Raw genomic sequence first — 19,273 nt, 5'->3', positions numbered from 1 at the left:
TTCTTTCTTCGGGTTTCAAGAGTCTTGCAGCAAGGCTTGCGACGGCGGTACGGTCGCGCGGCGTCCGGCAACGAAGCCGTGTCCAGGGGCCGGACCCACCGAGCCGTGAGCGCAAGGAGTCTGTGCCCGTGAGACCGAGTTGGCAGGCGCGCTGGTCGCGCCGCACCCCCTTCCGGAGGAGAGCGGCGGCCGTCGTCGCCGTGGCCCTCGCCGCCGCCCTGGTACCGCCGCTGGCGGCGCACGCGGACGCCCCGCCCGCACCCCCGTCGGACGCGGCCCTGGCCGCCCAGCCGGCCCGGCACGACGACACGCGCGAGCAGTTCTACTTCGTCATGCCGGATCGTTTCGCCAACGGCGACCGCTCCAACGACCGCGGCGGACTGACCGGTTCGCGGCTGAGCACCGGCTACGACCCCACCGACAAGGGCTTCTACCAGGGCGGTGACCTCAAGGGCCTGACCCAGCGGCTCGACTACATCAAGGGCCTCGGCACGACGGCCATCTGGCTCGCCCCGATCTTCAAGAACCGTCCCGTGCAGGGCACCGGCGCCGACGCGTCGGCCGGCTACCACGGCTACTGGATCACCGACTTCACCCAGGTCGACCCGCACTTCGGCACCAACGCCGACCTGAAGGGCCTGATCGCCAAGGCGCACGCCAAGGGCATGAAGGTCTTCTTCGACGTCATCACCAACCACACCGCCGACGTCGTCGACTACGAGGAGAAGTCCTACGACTACCTCTCCAAGGGCGCCTTCCCGTACCTGACCAAGGACGGCCGCCCCTTCGACGACTCCGACTACGCGGACGGGCGCCGGAAGTTCCCGGCCGTGGACGCCTCCTCCTTCCCCCGCACCCCGAAGGCGCGCAGCGCGAGCAAGGTCCCGGCCTGGCTCAACGACCCGTCGATGTACCACAACCGGGGCGACTCCACCTTCGCGGGCGAGTCCGCCGAGTACGGCGACTTCTCCGGCCTGGACGACCTGTGGACCGAGCGTCCCGAGGTGGTCAGCGGCATGGAGAAGATCTATCAGCGCTGGGTGCGGGACTTCGCCATCGACGGCTTCCGCATCGACACCGTCAAGCACGTGAACATGGACTTCTGGACCCAGTGGGCCACCGCGCTCGACAAGTACGCGGCCGCGCACGGGCGGAAGAACTTCTTCATGTTCGGTGAGGTCTACTCCGCCGACACCTCGGTGACCTCCCCGTACGTCACCCAGGGCCGCCTGGACGCCACCCTCGACTTCCCCTTCCAGGACGCCGCCCGCGCCTACGCCTCCCAGGGCGGCAGCGCGAAGAAGCTGGCCGGGGTCTTCGGGGACGACTACAAGTACACGACCGACAAGGCCAACGCCTACGAGCAGGTCACCTTCCTCGGCAACCACGACATGGGCCGCATCGGGTACTTCCTGAAGCAGGACAACCCGAAGGCGTCCGACGCCGAGATCCTGCGCAAGGACCGCCTCGCCAACCAGCTGATGTTCCTCGGCCGGGGCAACCCGGTCGTCTACTACGGCGACGAGCAGGGCTTCACCGGCTCCGGCGGCGACAAGGACGCCCGCCAGACCATGTTCGCCTCCAAGGTCGCCGACTACCTGGACGACGACGAGATCGGCACCGCCCGCACCCACGCCCGCGACGCCTACGACACCAAGGCCCCGCTCTACCAGGACATCGCGGCCCTCGCGGGGCTCCGCAAGGCCAACCCGGCCCTGACGGACGGCGTGCAGACCGAGCGCTACGCGGCCGACGGCGCCGGTGTCTATGCCTTCACCCGCACCGACGCGCGCACCGGCGCCGAGTACGTCGTCGCCCTCAACAACGCCGCCGAGGCCAAGCGCGCCACCTTCACCACCGGCTCGGCGGGCATGGCCTACCGGGGGATCTACGGCACCGAGCGCACCGTGCGCACGGACTCCGGGCAGAGGCTCACCCTCACCGTCCCGGCCGGTACCGCCGTCGTCTACCGGGCCACCGGCCGCCCCGCCGCCCCCGCCACCAAGCCGGCGCTCACCCTGACCGCCCCGGCCGCCGGAGCCACCGGCACGGTGGAGGTCGGCGCGGAGGTGACCGGCGGCCGGCTCAACCGGGTCGTCTTCGCCGCGCAGGTCGGCAACGGGCCCTGGAAGAAGCTGGGTTCGGCGGACCACGCCCCGTACAAGGTCACCCAGCACGTCGGCAAGGACGTACCGGCAGGCACCGCACTGCGCTACAAGGCCGTGGTGATCGACTCCGCGGGGCGTACCGCGAGCGCGCTGGCGACTTCGACGACCGGCACCCCGCCCGCCCCCGAGACCCCTGCCGCCGCCTCCCGCGATTACGCGGTGGTGCACTACAAGCGCGCCGACGGCGACTACGCGAACTGGGGCCTGTACGCCTGGGGCGACCTCGCGGACGGCGAGGCCACCGAGTGGCCGGCCAGCCACCCCTTCACCGGCCGCGACGCCTACGGCGCCTTCGCCTACGTCAAGCTCAAGCCGGGCGCCTCGAACGTCGGCTTCCTCGTCATCGACAAGAACGGCGACAAGGACGTCTCGGCCGACCGGAGCATCGACGTCACGAAGACGGGTGAGGTCTGGCTCGAACAGGGCAAGCCCGAGGTGCTGACCGAGCGCCCCGACTACCCGGCCCAGGACCAGGGCAAGGCCGTGCTCCACTACCACCGCGCCGATGGCGACTACGACGGCTGGGGCCTGCACACCTGGACCGGTGCCGCGAACCCCACCGACTGGTCGAAGCCCCTTCAGCCGGTGAAGACTGACGCCTATGGCGCGGTCTACGAGGTACCGCTCACCGAGGGTGCCACCAGTCTCAGCTACATCCTCCACAAGGGCGACGAGAAGGACCTGCCCACCGACCAGTCCCTCGACCTCAAGGCGAATGGCCACGAGGTGTGGCTGTTGAGCGGGCAGGAGAAGTACCTGCTCCCGCAGCCGAAGGGCAGCGCGGCCGCGCTCGACCTGACCACCGCCAAGGCGGTCTGGATCGACCGGGACACCCTCGCCTGGAACGGCGCCGAGGGCGCCGCCTCCACCCAGCTCCTGTACTCCCGGGACGGCTCGATCACCGTCAAGGACGGCGCGCTGACCAGCGACGACGAGCGCTGGCTGCGGCTGGAGAAGGGCACGCTCAGTGACGCCCAGAAGGCGAAGTTCCCGCACCTGAAGGACTACACCGCCTGGACCGTCGACCCCCGTGACCGCGACCGGGTGCGCGAGGCCCTCACCGGCCAGCTCGTCGCCTCCCAGCGGTCGGCCAACGGTGCTGTGCCGGCCGCGACCGGCGTACAGATCGCCGGGGTGCTGGACGACGTGTACGCGGACGCCACGAAGAGCGGTCTCGGACCGGTCTTCCACGCCGGGAAGCCCACCCTCTCCGTGTGGGCGCCCACCGCGCAGGCCGTCCATCTCGACCTGGACGGCCAGGCCGTGCCGATGAGCCGTGACGCGGCCACCGGCGTCTGGTCGGTCACCGGACCCGCGTCCTGGAAGGGCAAGCCCTACCGGTACGTGGTCAAGGTGTGGGCGCCCAGCGTCCGCAAGGTCGTCACCAACTCCGTCACCGACCCCTACTCGGTCGCTCTGACGGCGGACTCCCAGCGCAGCCTCGTCGTCGACCTCGCCGACCGAGCCCTCGCCCCCGAGGGCTGGGCCGGGCTCACCAAGCCCGCGGCGGTGCCGCTGAAGGACGCGCAGATCCAGGAGCTGCACATCCGCGACTTCTCGGTGGCCGACAAGACCGTCCCGGCGGGGGACCAGGGCACCTACCTGGCCTTCACCGACAAGGACAGCGACGGCTCGAAGCACCTGCGCGAGCTGGCCGAGGCCGGCACCTCCTACGTGCACCTGCTGCCCGCGTTCGACATCGCCACCATCCCCGAGAAGAAGGCCGACCAGGCCACCCCGGACTGCGACCTGGCCTCCTTCCCGGCCGACTCCGGCAAGCAGCAGGAGTGCGTGGCGAAGAGCGCCGCGAAGGACGCCTACAACTGGGGGTACGACCCGTTCCACTACACGGTCCCCGAGGGCTCGTACGCCACCGACCCCGACGGTACCGCCCGTACCGTGCAGTTCCGGAAGATGGTGCAGGCGCTCAACCAGGACGGGCTCCGGGTCGTCATGGACGTGGTCTACAACCACACGGCGGCCAGTGGGCAGGCGGACACCTCGGTGCTCGACCGGATCGTGCCCGGCTACTACCAGCGGCTGCTAGCCGACGGCAGCGTGGCCAACTCCACCTGCTGTGCCAACACCGCGACCGAGAACGCCATGATGGGCAAGCTCGTAGTGGACTCCCTCGTCACCTGGGCCAAGGAGTACAAGGTCGACGGCTTCCGCTTCGACCTCATGGGCCACCACCCCAAGGCCAACATCCTTGCCGTCCGCAAGGCGCTGGACGCGCTGACCGTGGCCAAGGACGGCGTCGACGGAAGGAAGATCATCCTGTACGGGGAGGGCTGGAACTTCGGCGAGGTCGCCGACGACGCCCGGTTCGTCCAGGCCACGCAGAAGAACATGGCCGGGACCGGCATCGCCACCTTCTCCGACCGGGCCCGTGACGCCGTGCGCGGCGGCGGACCCTTCGACGAGGACCCCGGCGTCCAGGGCTTCGCCTCCGGCCTGTTCACCGACCCCAACTCCTCGACCGCCAACGGCACTCCGGCCGAGCAGAAGGCCCGGCTGCTGCACTACCAGGACCTGATCAAGGTCGGCCTCACCGGCAACCTCGCCGGATACCGCTTCACCGACAACGACGGCAAGGACGTCACCGGCGCCGGGGTCGACTACAACGGCTCACCCGCCGGATACGCGGCCGCCCCCGGCGACGCCCTCGCCTACGCGGACGCCCACGACAACGAGTCGCTGTTCGACGCCCTCACCTTCAAGCTGCCCCAGGGCACCCCGGCGGCCGACCGGGCCCGGATGCAGGTGCTGGCGATGGCCACGGCCGCGCTCTCCCAGGGGCCGGCCCTCTCCCAGGCGGGCACCGACCTGCTGCGATCCAAGTCGCTGGACCGCAACTCCTTCGACAGCGGCGACTGGTTCAACGCCATCCACTGGGACTGCGCGGACGGCAACGGCTTCGGACGCGGGCTGCCCCCGGCGGCCGACAACGAGTCCAAGTGGTCGTACGCCAAGCCCCTGTTGAGCACGGTCAAGGTCGGCTGCCCGCAGATCACCGGCGCTTCGGCCGCCTACCGTGACCTGCTGCGCATCCGCACCACCGAGGACGCCTTCTCCCTCGGCACCACCGCACAGGTGCAGGACCGGCTCTCCTTCCCGCTCTCCGGCAAGGACGAGACCCCCGGCGTGATCACCATGCGGCTCGGTGACCTGGTCGTGGTCTTCAACGCCACGCCCGAGCGGCAGGACCAGCGGGTGGCCGCCCTCGCCGGGACGGACTACCGGCTGCACCCGGTGCAGGCGTCCGGCACCGACGAGGTGGTCAAGTCCGCCTCGTACACGGCCGGTTCGGGCACCTTCACGGTCCCGGCGCGGACCGTGGCGGTGTTCACGCGGTAGCCGGTCAGGAGGCCCCGGTCAGGAGGCCCCGGTCAGGAGGCCCCGGTCAGGAGGCCAGAGAGATGAGCCGGGTGGCGAGATCCGCGAAGGGTCCGTCACCCGGCTCGTTCCGCACGAAGGTCCGCACCACGGCGGCCATCTCCGGGTCGTAGGCGGCGCTGACGGCGGCCAGGACGGCGAAGTCGTGCACCAGCTGGCGTTCCAGCTCCTCGCGCGGCACCCGCCGGCCGTCCAGCCAGATCAGCGCCGTCGACTCGACCAGCGAGATCCACGAGCGCACCACCAGCTCCAGGCGCGCGGGCGCCTCCGTGAGCCCCAGATGGGACAGGATCTGCTCGTAGGCGGCCTGCCGTACGGAGTCGATGAGGGCGTTGGTGGCCGAGGAACCGACCGCCGGACCGCCGCGCATCAGCGCCGAGAAACCCGGCCCGTGATCGTCCACGAAGTCGAAGAAGCGGCCCATCACCCGCAGCAGCCTGGCCCCGAGCGGCCCCTCCTGCGGCTCCTCGAAGCGGCCCGCCAGATCCTCCGCGGCCCGCGTCAACGCCGCCTCGTACAGGCTGAGTTTGCCGGGGAAGTAGTGGTAGACCAGCGGGCGGGAGATGCCCGCCGCCGACGCTATCTCGTCGATCGAGACCTCGTCGGGCGAGCGCCGGCTGAACAGGTCGAGCGCGACCTTGATCAGCTGCTGCCGCCGCTCCTCGACGCCCATCCTGCGGCGAACCCCGGTACCCATGGGTTCAACCTTACCGACCGGCAACGACACTTGGACGATCCGGTTCCGCCCGGCCGGGCTCCCCGCGCTCACATGTCGAGTACGAGCCGCTCGCCTCTGGCACGGGACACGCAGATCAGCATCGAGTCGTCGCGCTCCCCGTCCGTCAGCAGCTCGTCCCGGTGGTCCACCTCGCCCTCCAGCACCCGCTGCTGACAGGTCCCGCAGAACCCCTGCTCGCAGGAGTAGAGGGTGTCCGGCAGCTCCCGGCGCACCGCCGCCAGCACCGTCGAGTCGGCAGGGACGGTCAACGTCCGCCCGCTGCGCCGCAGTTCCACCTCGAACTCGGTGTCGGCGCCGACCGCCGTACGCGGCGCGAACCGCTCCAGGTGCAGGGCGGCCCCCTCGGGCAGCGCCGCCTCCACCGCCGCCATCAGCCCCTCCGGACCGCAGCAGTACACGGCCGCGCCCTCGGGGAGACCGGTCAGCGGCGCGGTGAGGTCGGGGCGCCCGTCCTCGTCCTCGGCCACCACCGTGCACCCGTCCCCGACCAGCTCCGCCGCCTCCTTCAGGAACGGCATCGAGGCCCGCGTACGCCCGCAGTACAGCAGCCGCACGTCCGCGCCCCCCGGCAGGGCCCGCAGCATCGGCAGGACGGGGGTGATGCCGATGCCGCCGGCCACGAACACGTACGCGGGCGCCTCCACCAGCGGGAAGCGGTTGCGCGGGCCGCGCACCTCCAGCTCCATCCCCTCGGTGAGCTGCTCGTGCACCTCCCGCGAGCCGCCCCGCCCGTCCGCCACCAGCCGCGCAGCGACCTCGTACGCGGAGGAGTCAGCCGGGTCCCCGCACAGCGAGTACTGGCGCACCAGCCCCGAGGGCAGCACCAGGTCCAGATGCGCGCCCGGCTCCCAGGCGGGCAGGGCGGTGCCCTCCAGACGGAGCCGCACCACCCCGTCCGCGATCCGCTCGTGCCCGGTCAGCAGCAGCCGCAGCGCCCGTGAGCGGGGGCGCCCGGAGATCGGCGGGTCCAGCGTGGGCAGCGGCCACAGCGGCGACTTCCTGACCCGGCGGCGCAGGGCCCGGCGGGTCAGCAGCCCGGCGCCCACGAGGAGCGCGGCGGTCGCGACGGACCTGGTGGTCTGCTCAGGCATCGTGCTCCGCCTTCTCCGCGGCCAGCGCCGCCGGGGACGAGGCCAGATAGGCGACCGCCTGCGCGGTCGAGCCCTCCTGGGACGGGTGGTAGGCCCGGCCGAGATAGCGCGGGATGGACTTCAGCAGGGCGCCCGTGGCGGGCAGCGTGCCCCGGCGCCCGCTCGCGTAGAACTCCCGGAACGACGCCTTGCCGTCCACCAGCGTCGGGTCGTGCTCCATGAAGAAGCGGGCCCCGCGCTGCCACAGGAACATCAGCGCCCCGAACGCCAGCGCCCAGGTCCGCACCCGGCGCCGGTAGTCGCCGTCCACGTGCACGAACAGGTCGAAGGCGACCGAGCGGTGCTCGACCTCCTCCGCGCCGTGCCAGCGCAGCAGGTCCAGCATGGTCGGATCGGCGCCCCGCCGGTCCAGCTCGGCGGCGTTGAGCACCCAGTCGCCGAGGAACGCGGTGTAGTGCTCGATCGCCGCGATCAGCGCGATCCGCTCCAGCAGCCACCAGCGGCGCGCCCGGCCGGGCGGCAGAGTGCGGTCCCCGAGCAGCTTCTCGAAGAACCAGTCGACCTGCGCGGTGTACGGCGTCGGGTCGAGTCCCTGGTCTCGCAGATGCGGCAGCACCTCGTCATGGGCCTGGGAGTGCATCGCCTCCTGCCCGATGAACCCGATGACGTCCTCGCGCAGTTGCTCGTCCCGGATCAGCGGCAGCGCCTGCTTGTACACATGGACGAACCATCGCTCGCCGGCGGGCAGCAGCAGATGCAGCACATTGATGGTGTGCGTGGTGAACGGGTCGCCGGGCACCCAGTGCAGCGGGGTGTCCTCCCAGGCGAACGACACCTTGCGCGCCTTCAGCGGGATGCGCTCGGCCTGCACCGGCCGAGCCTGCTTGTTAGACATGGTGTCAATGTACTGAGGGGTACGCCGTCTGAGAACCCCCGTGCACCGGCTTGTTCGGCAGGCTGTCAGCAACGCGGGGTCAGCGCAGCCCGCTGATCTTCCGCCCGCCCTCCAGCGTGCCCGCCAGCTGGGCCTGGGCGCCCTGCTCCGCCTTCGCCACCAGCAACTGCCCCTGCCCGGAGCCGGTCACCCCGCCCGACGACCTGATCGAGGTCACGTCCCGGCTGCCCGCCGCCAGCAGGTACCAGTGGCCGCCGCTGGACTTCCACAGCACCCCGGCCAGCACATGCGGGTCGCGAGGACCGCACGCCGTGGTGTCCGTGCCCTTGGCGACGACCGCCCCGGCCGGCCCGCCCGGCGTACGGAACTGGGCCAGCGCGGCCGTGCCGTCGCCGCGCCAGGTCTCGGCCCGCGTGCACACCCATTCCCCGTTGCCGCTCGCGTCCGGCAGCGGCTGCTCGGCGAACGCCCACGCGTTCACCCCGCGCACCCCGGCCGACCGCTCCGCCGCCAGCGAGCAGGCGAACGGCGCCCAGGCCCGCAGCCCTTCGGCCCCCGTCACCTCGCCGGTCGAGCCGGGCCGGCCCGCGGTGAGGTGGGCGGGCACCAACTCGCCCAGGTCGGTGGAGAGCCGGGTGCCCGAACCGTCCGTCAGCTGGAGCACGGTCCACGAGGTGCAGTCGCCCGCCCGCAGCGCCGGGCTGGCCAGTGGGGAGGTGACACCGTCGGTGAGGGTGAGCGCGCTCGGCGCCGACTCCGGCTTGGTCAGGTCCCGCTGGGCGGCCTTCTTCACCCAGGGCGCGGTCAGATAGCGCACGTTGCCGTCGGAGCGCCCGAGCACCAGCGCGCCCGCCTCGGCGCCGGTCGCGCCGTCGACCCGGGCGAAGTCCAGGGCCGCGCCCTCGGTGCCGTCCCTCGGTTCGGCGTAGCGGGCGATGCGCAGGCCGTCGTAGAGGATCACCACGCGGGCCGCGTCCACCTCGCCCGCGTACAGCAGTTGGGGCGGTCCGGCGGGGCCGCCGGTGAAGGTGCCGGGGGTCGCCGAGACGCGGACCGTGGCGCCGGGGCGGGCCCATACCGCCAGCGCGCGGCGCAGCAGGCCCTCGTCACCGGTGAGCGGGCCGCGCGCGGGCCAGACGGAGAAGTCGGTGCGCGCCGACGTCTTCCACATGGCCGGGGCCACGCGCTGCAGCCTGCCGGGGTCGAGTGCGGCCACCGCGGCCGGGTTCTCCGCGTACGCGGGAGCGGCGGCGCCGTCCGGGCCCCAGCCGCCGCCGGGCAGCGCGACCAGCGCGCAGGCCACCGCGAGCGCGGCGGCCGCGGCCAGCGCCGCCTTGGTGTGCTGACGGCGGCGCATCAGATCGGTGGGGCGGGCCTGGAGCGAGCAGGCGTCGAACTCGGGGGAGGCGAGCAGCGCGTACTGCGCGGGCACCCCGTTCGCCTCCGCCAGCGCGGACTCGGTACGGGTGACCCCGGCGGCCTTGAGGGTCCTGCGTACGTCGTCGTCCGCCAGCCTCTCCAGACCGCGCAGGACGTACGCGGCGCGGGCCGGGCCGGACAGGGCGGACAGCCTCTGGTCCAGGGCGAGTTCGTCGGCGCCGCCGGAGCGCGGGAAGAGCCTGAGACCCCACACCTGGGGGAGCGGGGCGGGCAGCTGGGACAGCTTGGGGAGCCCCTTGCGCGGCCGGGACGCCTCCAGCGCGCTGCGCAGTACCCGCAGCCGGACGAAGGAGTAGCCGGGGTCGCCGTCCCGGCCGGTCGACTGGGCCGGGATCAGCGAGCGCTGCTTGCGGCCGCGCGGCAGGGCGCGCTGGGCGAGGGCGTGTGCGGTCAGGACCCGGCGCCCCCGGCCGAGGGTGGGCGGGAGCACCAGATAGGCGAGCCGGACCAGCCGCGGGTAGTGCTCGACGAGCGCGGCCTCGGCCTGGCCGACGTCGACGGCCGGGTCCTGGGTCCGGGAGGAGGCGGGTGCGTGACGGTGGGCTGCATCCTGTGACTGCACATCGGGGAGAACGAGCGAGACGGCCGTAGGTCACCGCCGCACGGGTGACGTGCCACGGTGACCTACCGCCTCACGCCGGATCGGTCAGCGCACGGGCGTAGTTGGCCATCGACCGCTGGTAGCGCGGGAGATGGGGCGCGAGCGCACCCAGCACCAGGGCGAGGCCCTCGCGGTCCCGGCCCAGGCTGGACAGGCACAGCGCCAGACAGGCCCGTACCGCGTCGTCCAACTCATCGGAAGGAGCGTCGAGTTCGGGGGTGAGCAGTTCGACGCCCTCCGCCGCGTGTCCGGTGTTCCTCAGCGAGCTGGCCAGCTGGATCTTCGTCCGGCGGGCCTTGTACGGGCCGGCCTCCGCGAGGCCGCCCGCCAGCGCCGCGCGGTACAGCCCGGCCGCGTCGGCCGAGTGACCGGTGGAGTCGAGGGCGCAGGCCCGCTCGAACAGGGCGAGCGGGCTGTCCTCGGGCAGCTCGGCGGCCAGCTTGTCGATCACGGCACGGAACCCGGCGGCGTCGTCCTCGGGCCAGGTGTCGAAGGCGGCCCAGGCGGCTGCCACGCGCTCTTCCCAGTCTCGGTCCATCGGGCCACCCTGGCAGGCATCCGGGGCGCCGATCAAGGGATTTGAGCGCCGGGCGCCTTGTGACCGTATCCGTGGGGAGGGCCATAGGGGCCTCAGTGCGGGATGCTTGGCCCACCAGGACCGGAGGAACAGATGAGGATGACCAGCGCGGTGCTCGTGGGCGCCGTGGTGCTGACGCTGGCGGGCTGCGGCGCGGGCGGGGACGACGGGAACGGCACGGAGAAGGTGCCGGCCACCGCGACCGGCAGCCTGGAGAGCCTGGCCGCCGAGGTGAAGTGCCGCCCGGACATGCAGACCGACGCGGACGAGATCCGCCAGGCGCTGTGCAAGAACGCCGACGGGAAGTTCGTCCTCGCCACCTTCGCCACCGACCGTGGCCAGCGCGAGTGGATCAACGACGCGAAGGACTACGGCGGTCACTACCTCGTCGGCCGCAAGTGGGTCGCCGTGGGCGACGACGGCGTGGTCAACGCGCTGCGCGGCACGCTCGGCGGCGATGTCGAGGTGGGCACGGACCACAGCGGCCACGGCGCGAAGCACAGTGGCTGACCCAGTTCACAGCAGGCGCGGCACACACGGCGAAGGCCGGTGACGGGAAGCTCCCGGCACCGGCCTTCTGTCGTGATCCCCCGAGGAGGGGGGTCTTCAGAGGATCACGAGCATGTGATCACGAGCAGTTCTGGCCGCGGTTCACGCAGTTGGCGATCTTGTTGGCGAGACCGTTCTTCGTGATGGCGATGAAGTCGTCGTGGTCGGTGGAGGGCTTGTGGAGCTGCTCCGGGAAACCGTCCACGGCGTAGGGGTTCTTCACCTGGCCGTTCTCGATGGTCGGCGGGGCGATGTCGTACACCAGCCGCATGGTCAGCTGCGGAATGGCCTTGAAGCCGTTCTGGCAGTTGCCATTGGCGTCGGCGAAGGCGACGTGGGTGCGGTGGTTGGCGCTGTCGGCGTTCTGGCCGTCCCAGCAGCTCTGGAAGGCGAAGGAGCGCACGACCTTGCTGCCCTGCGGGCAGATCGGGTACTGCTCGGTGAGCTGGACCTTGTTCTCGAACCCGGTGCAGCTCCAGTGCGCGTTGGCGTTGGCCAGACCGTTGGTGGTGGTCTTGGCGTCACCGGTGATGATCCGCAGGAACTGCGGCATCGCCACGACCTTGCCGGTGGGGCTGCCGACGTACTTGATCTGCGCCTGGACGGGCGTCAGGATCTTGCCGACGTTGCCCTCCTTGCCGCCGCCGTCGTTGTTCTGGTCGAAGTCCTGCGAACCGTCCTGGACGCGGACGACCGGCCAGTAGTACGACGACAGGTCGCTCTTGTTCTGGCAGCTGCTGCCGCCCTGGAGGAACGTGTCGTTGCTCGCGAAGGCGTCGATCTTCTGGTTGCCGACGTAGTCGTGCAGGTGGTGCGCGCCGTTCTTCACACCGGGCGCCACGATCACGTTGTCGGTGTTGTGGTTCTTGTTGGTGTTCACCCCGCAGCGGGTGGTGAAGGTGCCCTTCGCGGCGTTGCGGGCGTTGCGCGGCTTCGCCTTCACGTTCGCCTGGGCCTTGGTGATGTCGACGAAGTCGGCCGCGACGGGGCCGTTGCCGGCCTGGCCGCCGACGGCGCCGCCCTGCTGTTGGTCGCCGCCCTGCTGCTGGCCGCCGTTGTCCTGGCCGCCCTGCTGCTGACCGTCACCTTGCTGCTGGCCGGCGTTGTCCTGGCCGCCCTGCTGCTGGTCCCCGCCCTGCTGCTGACCGCCGTTGTCCTGGCCGCCCTGCTGGCCGCCGGCGTTGGTCTGGTCGGCGGGGGTGCCGGTGCAGTTGGCCAGCGTGTCCAGATCGCCCGGCGCGGTGCCGCCCACCCGGGTGATCTCCAGCTTGATCCGGTCCAGGATGTTCTGGCGGCGCTCCTTGAGCGGCTGGAGGATGCTGTTCTGGACGAAGCTCGCGTCACGGGTCTGCGCGTCCCGCGTGGTCGCCAGGCGCTGGTACGCCTCGGTGATCTGGCGGTCCAGGTTGGACAGCTCGCCGGCCACGTCGGTACGGGCCTTGTCCGGCACGTTGGTCAGCTTCTGACCGACGTCCGGGCAGGAGATCGTGGCGACCTGCGCGGCCGCGGCCTTGGTGCGATTGCCTCCCCACGCGTCGTTGTTCGACTCGTGAGCCGAGGCGTAGAAGTTCGCCCAGATCAGCCCGCCCCCGCCGAGCGCTAGGGCCGCCGATGCGGCGGTGACCTTGATGGCCAGCGGCGAGCGGCGTTTACGTGTGTTGCGTCCCATGGAACTCCTCTGACTTCCTTGCGGGGCAGCTTCGAGGCGCCCGACAGGAGTGAAGCGGCGCCCTTCCATACGCACGCCGCACCAGAGGTGTTCACCCGTCTCACAAATATTTCCCAGGTCTACCCCGGCTGTGTGGGTGAAATGCCTTCTGAACTGGGGGAGTTGGGATTCGTCCTGAGCACCGCCGCCTCCTTGTCCTCGGGTACGCCCGGCGCCTTGCGGCCCGGCCGCTCGGGTACGCGGCCGCCGATCGAGGTCAGCCAGCGCCAGGTGTCGGCGACCGTCTCGTCCACCGGCCGGCAGTTCAGCCCGGTGGCCAGCGCCCGGGACACGTCCCCCCGGTGCACACAGGACAGCTCGCCGTCCGGCGGCGTCCAGACCGGCAGCTCGGTCCACGGCTCGATCCCGGCCGCGAGGATCGTCTCCGGGGCGGTCCAGCGCAGCTCGGCCGCCGAGCCGGTCGCCTCCCGGCACCGCTCCAGCAGCTCACCCATGGTGGTGTGACCGGGCGCGCTCACCAGGTCGTACGGCCCGCTCAGCCCCTTGTCGAGCGCGCCCAGCAGCCAGTCGGCCAGGTCGCGGGCGTCGACGTACTGGATCGGCAGCTCACGCGGGCCCGGTGCCAGGACCTCGCCGCCGCGTGCGATCCGGGTCAGCCAGTAGGGGAGCCGGCCGACGTTCTCGTAAGGGCCGAGGATCAGTCCGGCCCGGACCAGCAAGGTGCGGTCGGGGCCGAAGGTCTCCAGGGCGGCCAGCTCGCCGCCCCGCTTGTCCGCCGCGTAGTCGGTGGCCTCCGCGTCGGCGGCGCCCTCCACGAGCGGGCCGTCCTCGGCCAGGCCGCCCAGGGTGGGCCAGGGCCAGGTGTACACGGAGCGGGTGGATATGTACGCGTACCGGTCGGCGCGGTTCTTCAGCAGGCGGGCCGTCTCCAGCACCGTCTTCGGCGCACCCGTCCAGGTGTCCACGACGGCGTCCCAGTGGGTGTCGTCGGCGGTGAGCGCGGCCAGGCCGTCGGGTGAGGTGCGGTCACCGTGCAAGGACCGTACGTCCGGCGGGGGTTGGCGGTTGCCGCGGTTGAACGCGGTCACCTCCCAGCCCCGCTCCAGCGCGGCCTCCACCACGGCCCGGCCCACGAACTCGGTTCCGCCCAGCACAAGAAGCTTCATGCCGGGGATCGTGCCCCGAGCGGACGCGGGCGGCACACGCGTCCGCTCAGAGCGGATCGGCTCAACCGGCGGTCGGAGGCGTGTACTTGTAGCCGACCCGGCGCACGGTCTGGATGGCGTGCCGGTGCTGGGCGCCCAGCTTGCGGCGCAGCCGGGCGATGTGCACGTCGACGGTACGGCCGTCGCCGACGTGGCCGTACCCCCACACCGTGGTGACCAGCTGGTCGCGGGTGTGCACCCGGTGCGGGTGCGCCACCAGATGGGCGAGCAGCTCGAACTCCAGGTAGGTCAGGTCGAGTTCACGGCCGTCCACATGGGCGATCCGGCGTACGGCGTCGATCCGCACCACCGGCTCGGGGGCGGGCTCGGCCGGGGCGGGGACGGCCACCGGGGCGAAGGGGGGCCGCTGGTCGGCGGGGACCAGGACCAGGTAGCCGACCATCGGGGGCCGGCCGGGCAGGTCGGGCAGGGTGTGCGGCGGGGCGGGCAGCCAGGTGGCGCCGGGCGGCAGGAAGTCCGCCACGGTCTCCGCGACGGCGGGGGAGGGCAGGTGCCACTCCTCGTCCCGGTCGACGGCGCGCAGCCGGTGCCGGGGGCCGGCGGCCGGGGCGGCGGGGCGGTCGGTGAGGGTGGTGGCGGTGGACTGAGGACGGTGGGTCGCCATGAGAGGTCAGCTCTTTCGCGCGAGGAGTGTCGTCGGGCGAGGCGGCGACCGCGACTCGTGGTCGGGCGCGCGCCGGAGGACGTTCGTCGTTCCGCGCTGGCCGGAGGCCGGGGAGTCCGTGAGACCGGTGGTGTACGGCGCTCAGAGGGCCCGCGCGTTCGCCGCGCGGCAACACACTCGGTCGAAGTCGTCGTGCTGACGGGAAGGCCAGAACGGCTCCAGGTCATCACGACCCGTAGCTACGCAGTTCTGGAAGCCGACCATGGGCCCATTGAAGCAGACGCGGGCGCCGGGCAGGAGTCTTCTCTCACCCCTTGGACGCCTCCTTGACGCCTTCTTGGCCGAAACCCGCTGCTGGCCGGGGGTATGCCGAAGGGGCGCCCACCGACTTGGCGGGCGCCCCTTCTCGGAATGTGGGATCAGATCTGGCCGGCCTTCTCCAGCGCGGCACAGCAGGTGTCGACCATCAGGCAGGTCACCACGTAGGGGTCGACGTTGGCGTTGGGACGGCGGTCCTCGATGTAGCCCTTGCCGTCCTTCTCGACCTGCCACGGGATGCGGACCGAGGCACCGCGGTCGGAGACGCCGTAGCTGTACTCGTTCCACGGGGCGGTCTCGTGCAGGCCGGTGAGGCGGTCGTCGATGCCGGCGCCGTAGTTCTTGACGTGATCCAGCGGCTTGGAGCCCTCGCCGAGCGACTCGCACGCGGTGATGATCGCGTCGTAACCCTCGCGCATCGCCTTGGTGGAGAAGTTGGTGTGCGCGCCCGCGCCGTTCCAGTCGCCCTTGACCGGCTTGGGGTCCAGGGTGGCGGAGACGCCGAAGTCCTCGGCGGTGCGGTACAGCAGCCAGCGGGCCACCCACAGCTGGTCGGAGACCTCCAGCGGGGCGAGCGGGCCGACCTGGAACTCCCACTGGCCGGGCATGACCTCGGCGTTGATGCCGGAGATGCCGAGACCGGCCTTCAGGCAGTTGTCCAGGTGGGCCTCGACGACGTCACGGCCGAAGATCTCGTCCGAGCCGACACCGCAGTAGTAGCCGCCCTGCGCGGCGGGGAAGCCGCCCTCGGGGAAGCCGAGCGGGCGCGTGCCCTTGAAGAAGGTGTACTCCTGCTCGATGCCGAAGATCGGCTCCTGGGCACCGAAGCGCTCCTCGGCCTCGGCGAGCGCGGCACGGGTGTTGGACACGTGCGGCGTCATGTCGATGTCGAGGACCTCGCACAGCACCAGGATGTCGTCGCCGCCGCGGATCGGGTCCGGACAGGTGAAGACCGGCTTGAGCACGCGGTCGGAGGCGTGACCCTCGGCCTGGTTGGTGGAGGAGCCGTCGAAGCCCCAGATCGGCAGCGCGTCGAGACCGGCCGGGGCACCCGTGATGATCTTCGTCTTGGAACGGAGCTTGGCCGTCGGCTGGGTGCCGTCGATCCAGATGTACTCGGCCTTGAAGGTCACGGGGACACATCCTTCGGGGTGGTTCGGGTGCACGCGCGGTGCCGCGACGCCGCGCATCGGACACCGCGTCGATATGTCCGGCAGCCTGTCAAGAGGCGATTTCCCGATCATTGCCCGAATGTGAACCCCGTGTTACCTGGGGGTTCTGTGGTGCGGCTCACGGTGCCCGCGCATGACGGAGGCGGGGTCCGGAGGCGCCGCCTGTTCCTCCTGCGCGGGTGGGTGCGCAAGGCGGCGATTCCTGGACCCCGCCCGTCGGTGCGGGGCTGGGGAGACCGGGGGAGCGGCCCGGAGCCGACGTCAAGCCGGTCCGGGCCGTCGTCTCACCGGTTTCCGTTCACCTCGTGGCGCCTCACCCCACCTTCTCGATCACGGCGCGGCGGATCAGGAACTTGCCCGGCTCCCGGACCTGCTCGAAGGCCGCGTTGTTGAGCAGAGCACAACTTCCGGACACCGAGGCGACCTTGACGGTCGTGGACTTGTTGTTGTCCAGGTTGGTGACCTTCAGCGTGGTCCCGACCGGGAACTGGTTGCTGGACGCGGCCGGGGCGCCGCCCTCGCCGGAGAGCGTGACGGTGGAGCCGTTGCAGACCTGCTGGCCGGAGGCGGCGGCGCCACCGCCGTTGCCCTGCGCCGGCGGGGCGCTCTGCTGACCGCCGGCCTGCTGACCGCCGGCCTGCTGACCGCCGGCCTGCTGACCGCCACCGGCCTGCTGGCCGGCACCCTGCTGGTTGCCCTGCTGACCGCCCGCCTGCTGGCCGCCGGGCGCCGCCTGGGAGTCCTGAGCCGACTCCCCAACGGTGCAGCCCGCGGCCTTCTGCTGGACCTTGATCTGCTCGATGACCGCCTCACGGTTGGCTATCCGGGCCGACGACTGCGCGTCCGGGGTCGCCTTCTGGTCCGCGATGAACTTCTGGTTGTTGCCGAGGGCCGTGGCGAACCCCTGGCACGCGGTCGAGTCCGCGGCGGACGACAGGGTCTTGGCGTCCTGCGGGCTCTGGGCGGCGTTCGACGTGGCCGCCAGGGCGAAGGCCCCACCGCCCGCCACCGCGGCAGCGCTGACGAACAGCGCGATCTTCTTCTTGGTGCCGAGACTTCTGCTGCGCGACATCGGCGCCTCCAGGGGGGTAGGGGAGCGTACGCCGCTATGTACGGGAGGCCAGGCCGCCGTGACTCAAGGGTTACACGCGTCGTGCAAGTGACCTACGTCATACGGAAGTTGGCTCACTCGACCGGCAACAGGAAGCGCAGCTCCTCCCGCACGGCGGGCCCCAGCCGAACGCGGCCCGTCACCGGACGCCACCCCGCCCCAGAGCATCCCGAACCGCATCCTCGGACCGCGCCACCAGCGCCGTCCCGTCGTCGGCGGTGATGATCGGCCGCTGAATCAGCGCGGGATGCTCGGCAAGCGCGGAGATCCACCGCTCCCGCGAGCTCGCGTCCCGCCCCCACTCCTGGACCCCCAGCTCGGCGGCAACGGCCTCCCCGGTCCTGGTGATGTCCCACGGCTCCAGCCCGAGCCGCCCGAGCAGTTCCCGGATCTCCCCCGCACTCGGCACCTCCTCCAAATACCGCCGCACGGTGTACCCGGCCCCCTCGGCATCCAGCACATCCATCGCACTACGGCACTTGGAACAGCTCGGGTTGATCCAGATCTCCATGGGGGTACGGTACGCGGCGCTCGGGCATGTCGTCCTGAGGCGCGGAGAGTTGGCTTTGTTCGAATTCTGGCGCCCCTCGCGTGACTCGTGTGACGACACGTCAATATCCGGCTCCACCAGCGCGTTCGATGACTCCGTGCGCCCTCCCCGTTGTCAGTGCCCGGCGGTAGACTGGGGGCAGTGTTCGAGAGTATTCGCCGGGGTTTCCGGGTGGGTGCTCCGCTCGCCACAGGAGGTTGTCCGTGCCCGCTGCCGCTCTGAGGAACAAGCCGTCGCCGACCCAGTCCACCGCCAAGCGTTCCGTGCCGCTCGACTCGCCGTACACGCCCAGCGTCAAGTGCCCGCTGCCGGCGGGGCGGCCGCGTGAGTGGTACGTGTCGCACAACCGGCGCCTAAAGGCCATGCGCCTCGCCATAGCCCTGCTCGACTCGGGCGTCTACCGCCCGTCCCAGGCCCGCGACGAGGCGATCCGCGACACGGCGGACAAGCTCGGCGTCCACCCGCCGTCCGACACCACCTGCCGCATGGTCCGGGCCCTGCTGCACTGAGCCCGCCGCCCGGGCGCCTCCCGAGGGCGCCCGGCACCGGTCTCATCCCGTCAGCAGCTCGGCCGCCAACCTGCGCCCGTCCTCCGGGTGGTCGCGGGCGTGAAGCTGCCTGTGCCGTCGCCGAACGGCTCGTCCCACGCCGCCGCCGCGAACACCCCCGGTGCGCCCAGGCCCACGGAGGCCACCCGGCGCCCGTAATGCCCGCCCGTACCGCGCTCAGCCGCTCGCCGTCACAGTCGTAGGTGAACTCATCGAGCGGGAAAGGGGGTTGAGGCATGGGCGCCGTTTACCCACAGTCACCGGCACCCGAAAAGAAGATGCACTCACAGTAGCGGCGTCGATACCTTGAATGGCCAGGAGGTTCCGTCATGAGCGTTCTCATCGTCGCCGCCACCCTCACCCTGGCCGTCCTCGGCATCGGCAACCACCTCTACTGGCTCGCCGCCGTCGCGCTGCTCTGCCTGTACCTCAGAGGCGGCCGGGGCTCGCCACCACCGCCCCCGCCGCCCGGCGGCCCGCCCCCGGACTCGTACCGCGCCTACCGCGACCGCCGTGACCGTCAGGCCAGATGGGAGCGGCGCTACCGCCGCGAGCGTCCCCATGAGGCGCGGCGGCAGCAGCGGGAGAAGAGCCGCTGACCCCTCAAGCCTTCCGATCC

General features: G+C 71.6%; 15 protein-coding genes. 4 read left to right on the top strand and 11 right to left on the bottom strand.

The genetic code is table 11. From position 1 onward, the window contains the following. Positions 1-128 precede the first annotated feature (128 nt). Complete coding sequence (gene pulA, locus ACIGA3_RS02150) at positions 129-5,525, top strand: pullulanase-type alpha-1,6-glucosidase (RefSeq protein WP_399709484.1); 5,397 nt, start codon at positions 129-131, stop codon at positions 5,523-5,525. Positions 5,526-5,571: 46 nt separating this feature from the next. Here the strand turns inward: pulA and ACIGA3_RS02145 are convergent, their stop codons facing one another. The 5 genes from ACIGA3_RS02145 to ACIGA3_RS02125 all read right to left on the bottom strand — a co-directional run bounded on the left by ACIGA3_RS02145 (position 5,572) and on the right by ACIGA3_RS02125 (position 10,868). Continuing rightward, positions 5,572-6,261 carry a TetR/AcrR family transcriptional regulator gene (locus tag ACIGA3_RS02145; RefSeq protein ID WP_399709481.1) on the bottom strand — a complete coding sequence of 230 codons (690 nt, stop codon included), beginning with the start codon at positions 6,259-6,261 and terminating at the stop codon, positions 5,572-5,574. A gap of 68 nt (positions 6,262-6,329) precedes the next feature. Next, positions 6,330-7,394: a PDR/VanB family oxidoreductase gene (locus ACIGA3_RS02140; RefSeq protein ID WP_399709478.1), complete on the bottom strand. Its 1,065-nt coding sequence runs from the start codon at positions 7,392-7,394 to the stop codon at positions 6,330-6,332. Beyond that, entirely contained in the window at positions 7,387-8,289 is a 903-nt protein-coding gene (locus ACIGA3_RS02135) for a metal-dependent hydrolase (protein ID WP_399709475.1), read from the bottom strand. Before ACIGA3_RS02135 ends, ACIGA3_RS02140 begins: the two co-directional genes overlap by 8 nt. Before the next feature lie 79 nt (positions 8,290-8,368). Next, on the bottom strand, positions 8,369-10,291 hold the full coding sequence (locus ACIGA3_RS02130; RefSeq protein ID WP_399709472.1) for a hypothetical protein: 1,923 nt from the start codon (positions 10,289-10,291) through the stop codon (positions 8,369-8,371). A gap of 70 nt (positions 10,292-10,361) precedes the next feature. Continuing rightward, positions 10,362-10,868 carry a tetratricopeptide repeat protein gene (locus ACIGA3_RS02125; RefSeq protein WP_399709470.1) on the bottom strand — a complete coding sequence of 169 codons (507 nt, stop codon included), beginning with the start codon at positions 10,866-10,868 and terminating at the stop codon, positions 10,362-10,364. A gap of 132 nt (positions 10,869-11,000) precedes the next feature. Here ACIGA3_RS02125 and ACIGA3_RS02120 point away from each other — a divergent pair, with 132 nt between their 5' ends. Further along, positions 11,001-11,417 (top strand): hypothetical protein, encoded by a 417-nt coding sequence (locus ACIGA3_RS02120; RefSeq protein ID WP_399709467.1) that lies wholly within the window; start codon positions 11,001-11,003, stop codon positions 11,415-11,417. Between the two features lie 118 nt (positions 11,418-11,535). On the opposite strand, the gene ACIGA3_RS02115 is transcribed toward ACIGA3_RS02120, so the two are convergent. From ACIGA3_RS02115 to ACIGA3_RS02090, 6 genes are all read right to left on the bottom strand, one after another. Next, positions 11,536-13,125 (bottom strand): DUF1996 domain-containing protein, encoded by a 1,590-nt coding sequence (locus tag ACIGA3_RS02115; RefSeq protein ID WP_399709464.1) that lies wholly within the window; start codon positions 13,123-13,125, stop codon positions 11,536-11,538. Between the two features lie 119 nt (positions 13,126-13,244). Then, on the bottom strand, positions 13,245-14,291 hold the full coding sequence (locus tag ACIGA3_RS02110) for an NAD-dependent epimerase/dehydratase family protein (RefSeq protein WP_399709461.1): 1,047 nt from the start codon (positions 14,289-14,291) through the stop codon (positions 13,245-13,247). A 61-nt stretch (positions 14,292-14,352) separates the two neighbouring features. Further along, positions 14,353-14,955, bottom strand: a complete 603-nt coding sequence (locus ACIGA3_RS02105; RefSeq protein ID WP_399709458.1) for a winged helix-turn-helix domain-containing protein — start codon at positions 14,953-14,955, stop codon at positions 14,353-14,355. A 419-nt stretch (positions 14,956-15,374) separates the two neighbouring features. Next, a complete protein-coding gene (gene glnII / locus ACIGA3_RS02100; protein ID WP_399709455.1) occupies positions 15,375-16,406 on the bottom strand; it encodes a glutamine synthetase in 1,032 nt (343 codons plus the stop codon). Positions 16,407-16,758: 352 nt separating this feature from the next. Then, positions 16,759-17,517, bottom strand: coding sequence for a hypothetical protein (locus ACIGA3_RS02095; RefSeq protein ID WP_399709452.1), 759 nt, complete (start codon positions 17,515-17,517; stop codon positions 16,759-16,761). Positions 17,518-17,695: 178 nt separating this feature from the next. Then, the gene (locus ACIGA3_RS02090) at positions 17,696-18,067 is read right to left on the bottom strand and encodes an ArsC/Spx/MgsR family protein (RefSeq protein ID WP_399709449.1); all 372 of its coding nucleotides are present in this window, start codon (positions 18,065-18,067) and stop codon (positions 17,696-17,698) included. Positions 18,068-18,309: 242 nt separating this feature from the next. On the opposite strand from ACIGA3_RS02090, the gene ACIGA3_RS02085 reads away from it, so the two are divergent. Next, positions 18,310-18,615: a hypothetical protein gene (locus ACIGA3_RS02085; RefSeq protein WP_399709446.1), complete on the top strand. Its 306-nt coding sequence runs from the start codon at positions 18,310-18,312 to the stop codon at positions 18,613-18,615. 368 nt (positions 18,616-18,983) lie between these two features. Further along, a complete protein-coding gene (locus tag ACIGA3_RS02080; protein ID WP_399709443.1) occupies positions 18,984-19,253 on the top strand; it encodes a hypothetical protein in 270 nt (89 codons plus the stop codon). Positions 19,254-19,273 lie beyond the last annotated feature (20 nt).

It is taken from the genome of Streptomyces sp. NPDC085596 (assembly GCF_044541565.1).
GTDB lineage: Bacteria > Actinomycetota > Actinomycetes > Streptomycetales > Streptomycetaceae > Streptomyces.
The sequence above is the reverse complement of the archived record's forward strand: the minus strand, read 5'-3'. Positions and strand labels throughout refer to the sequence as shown.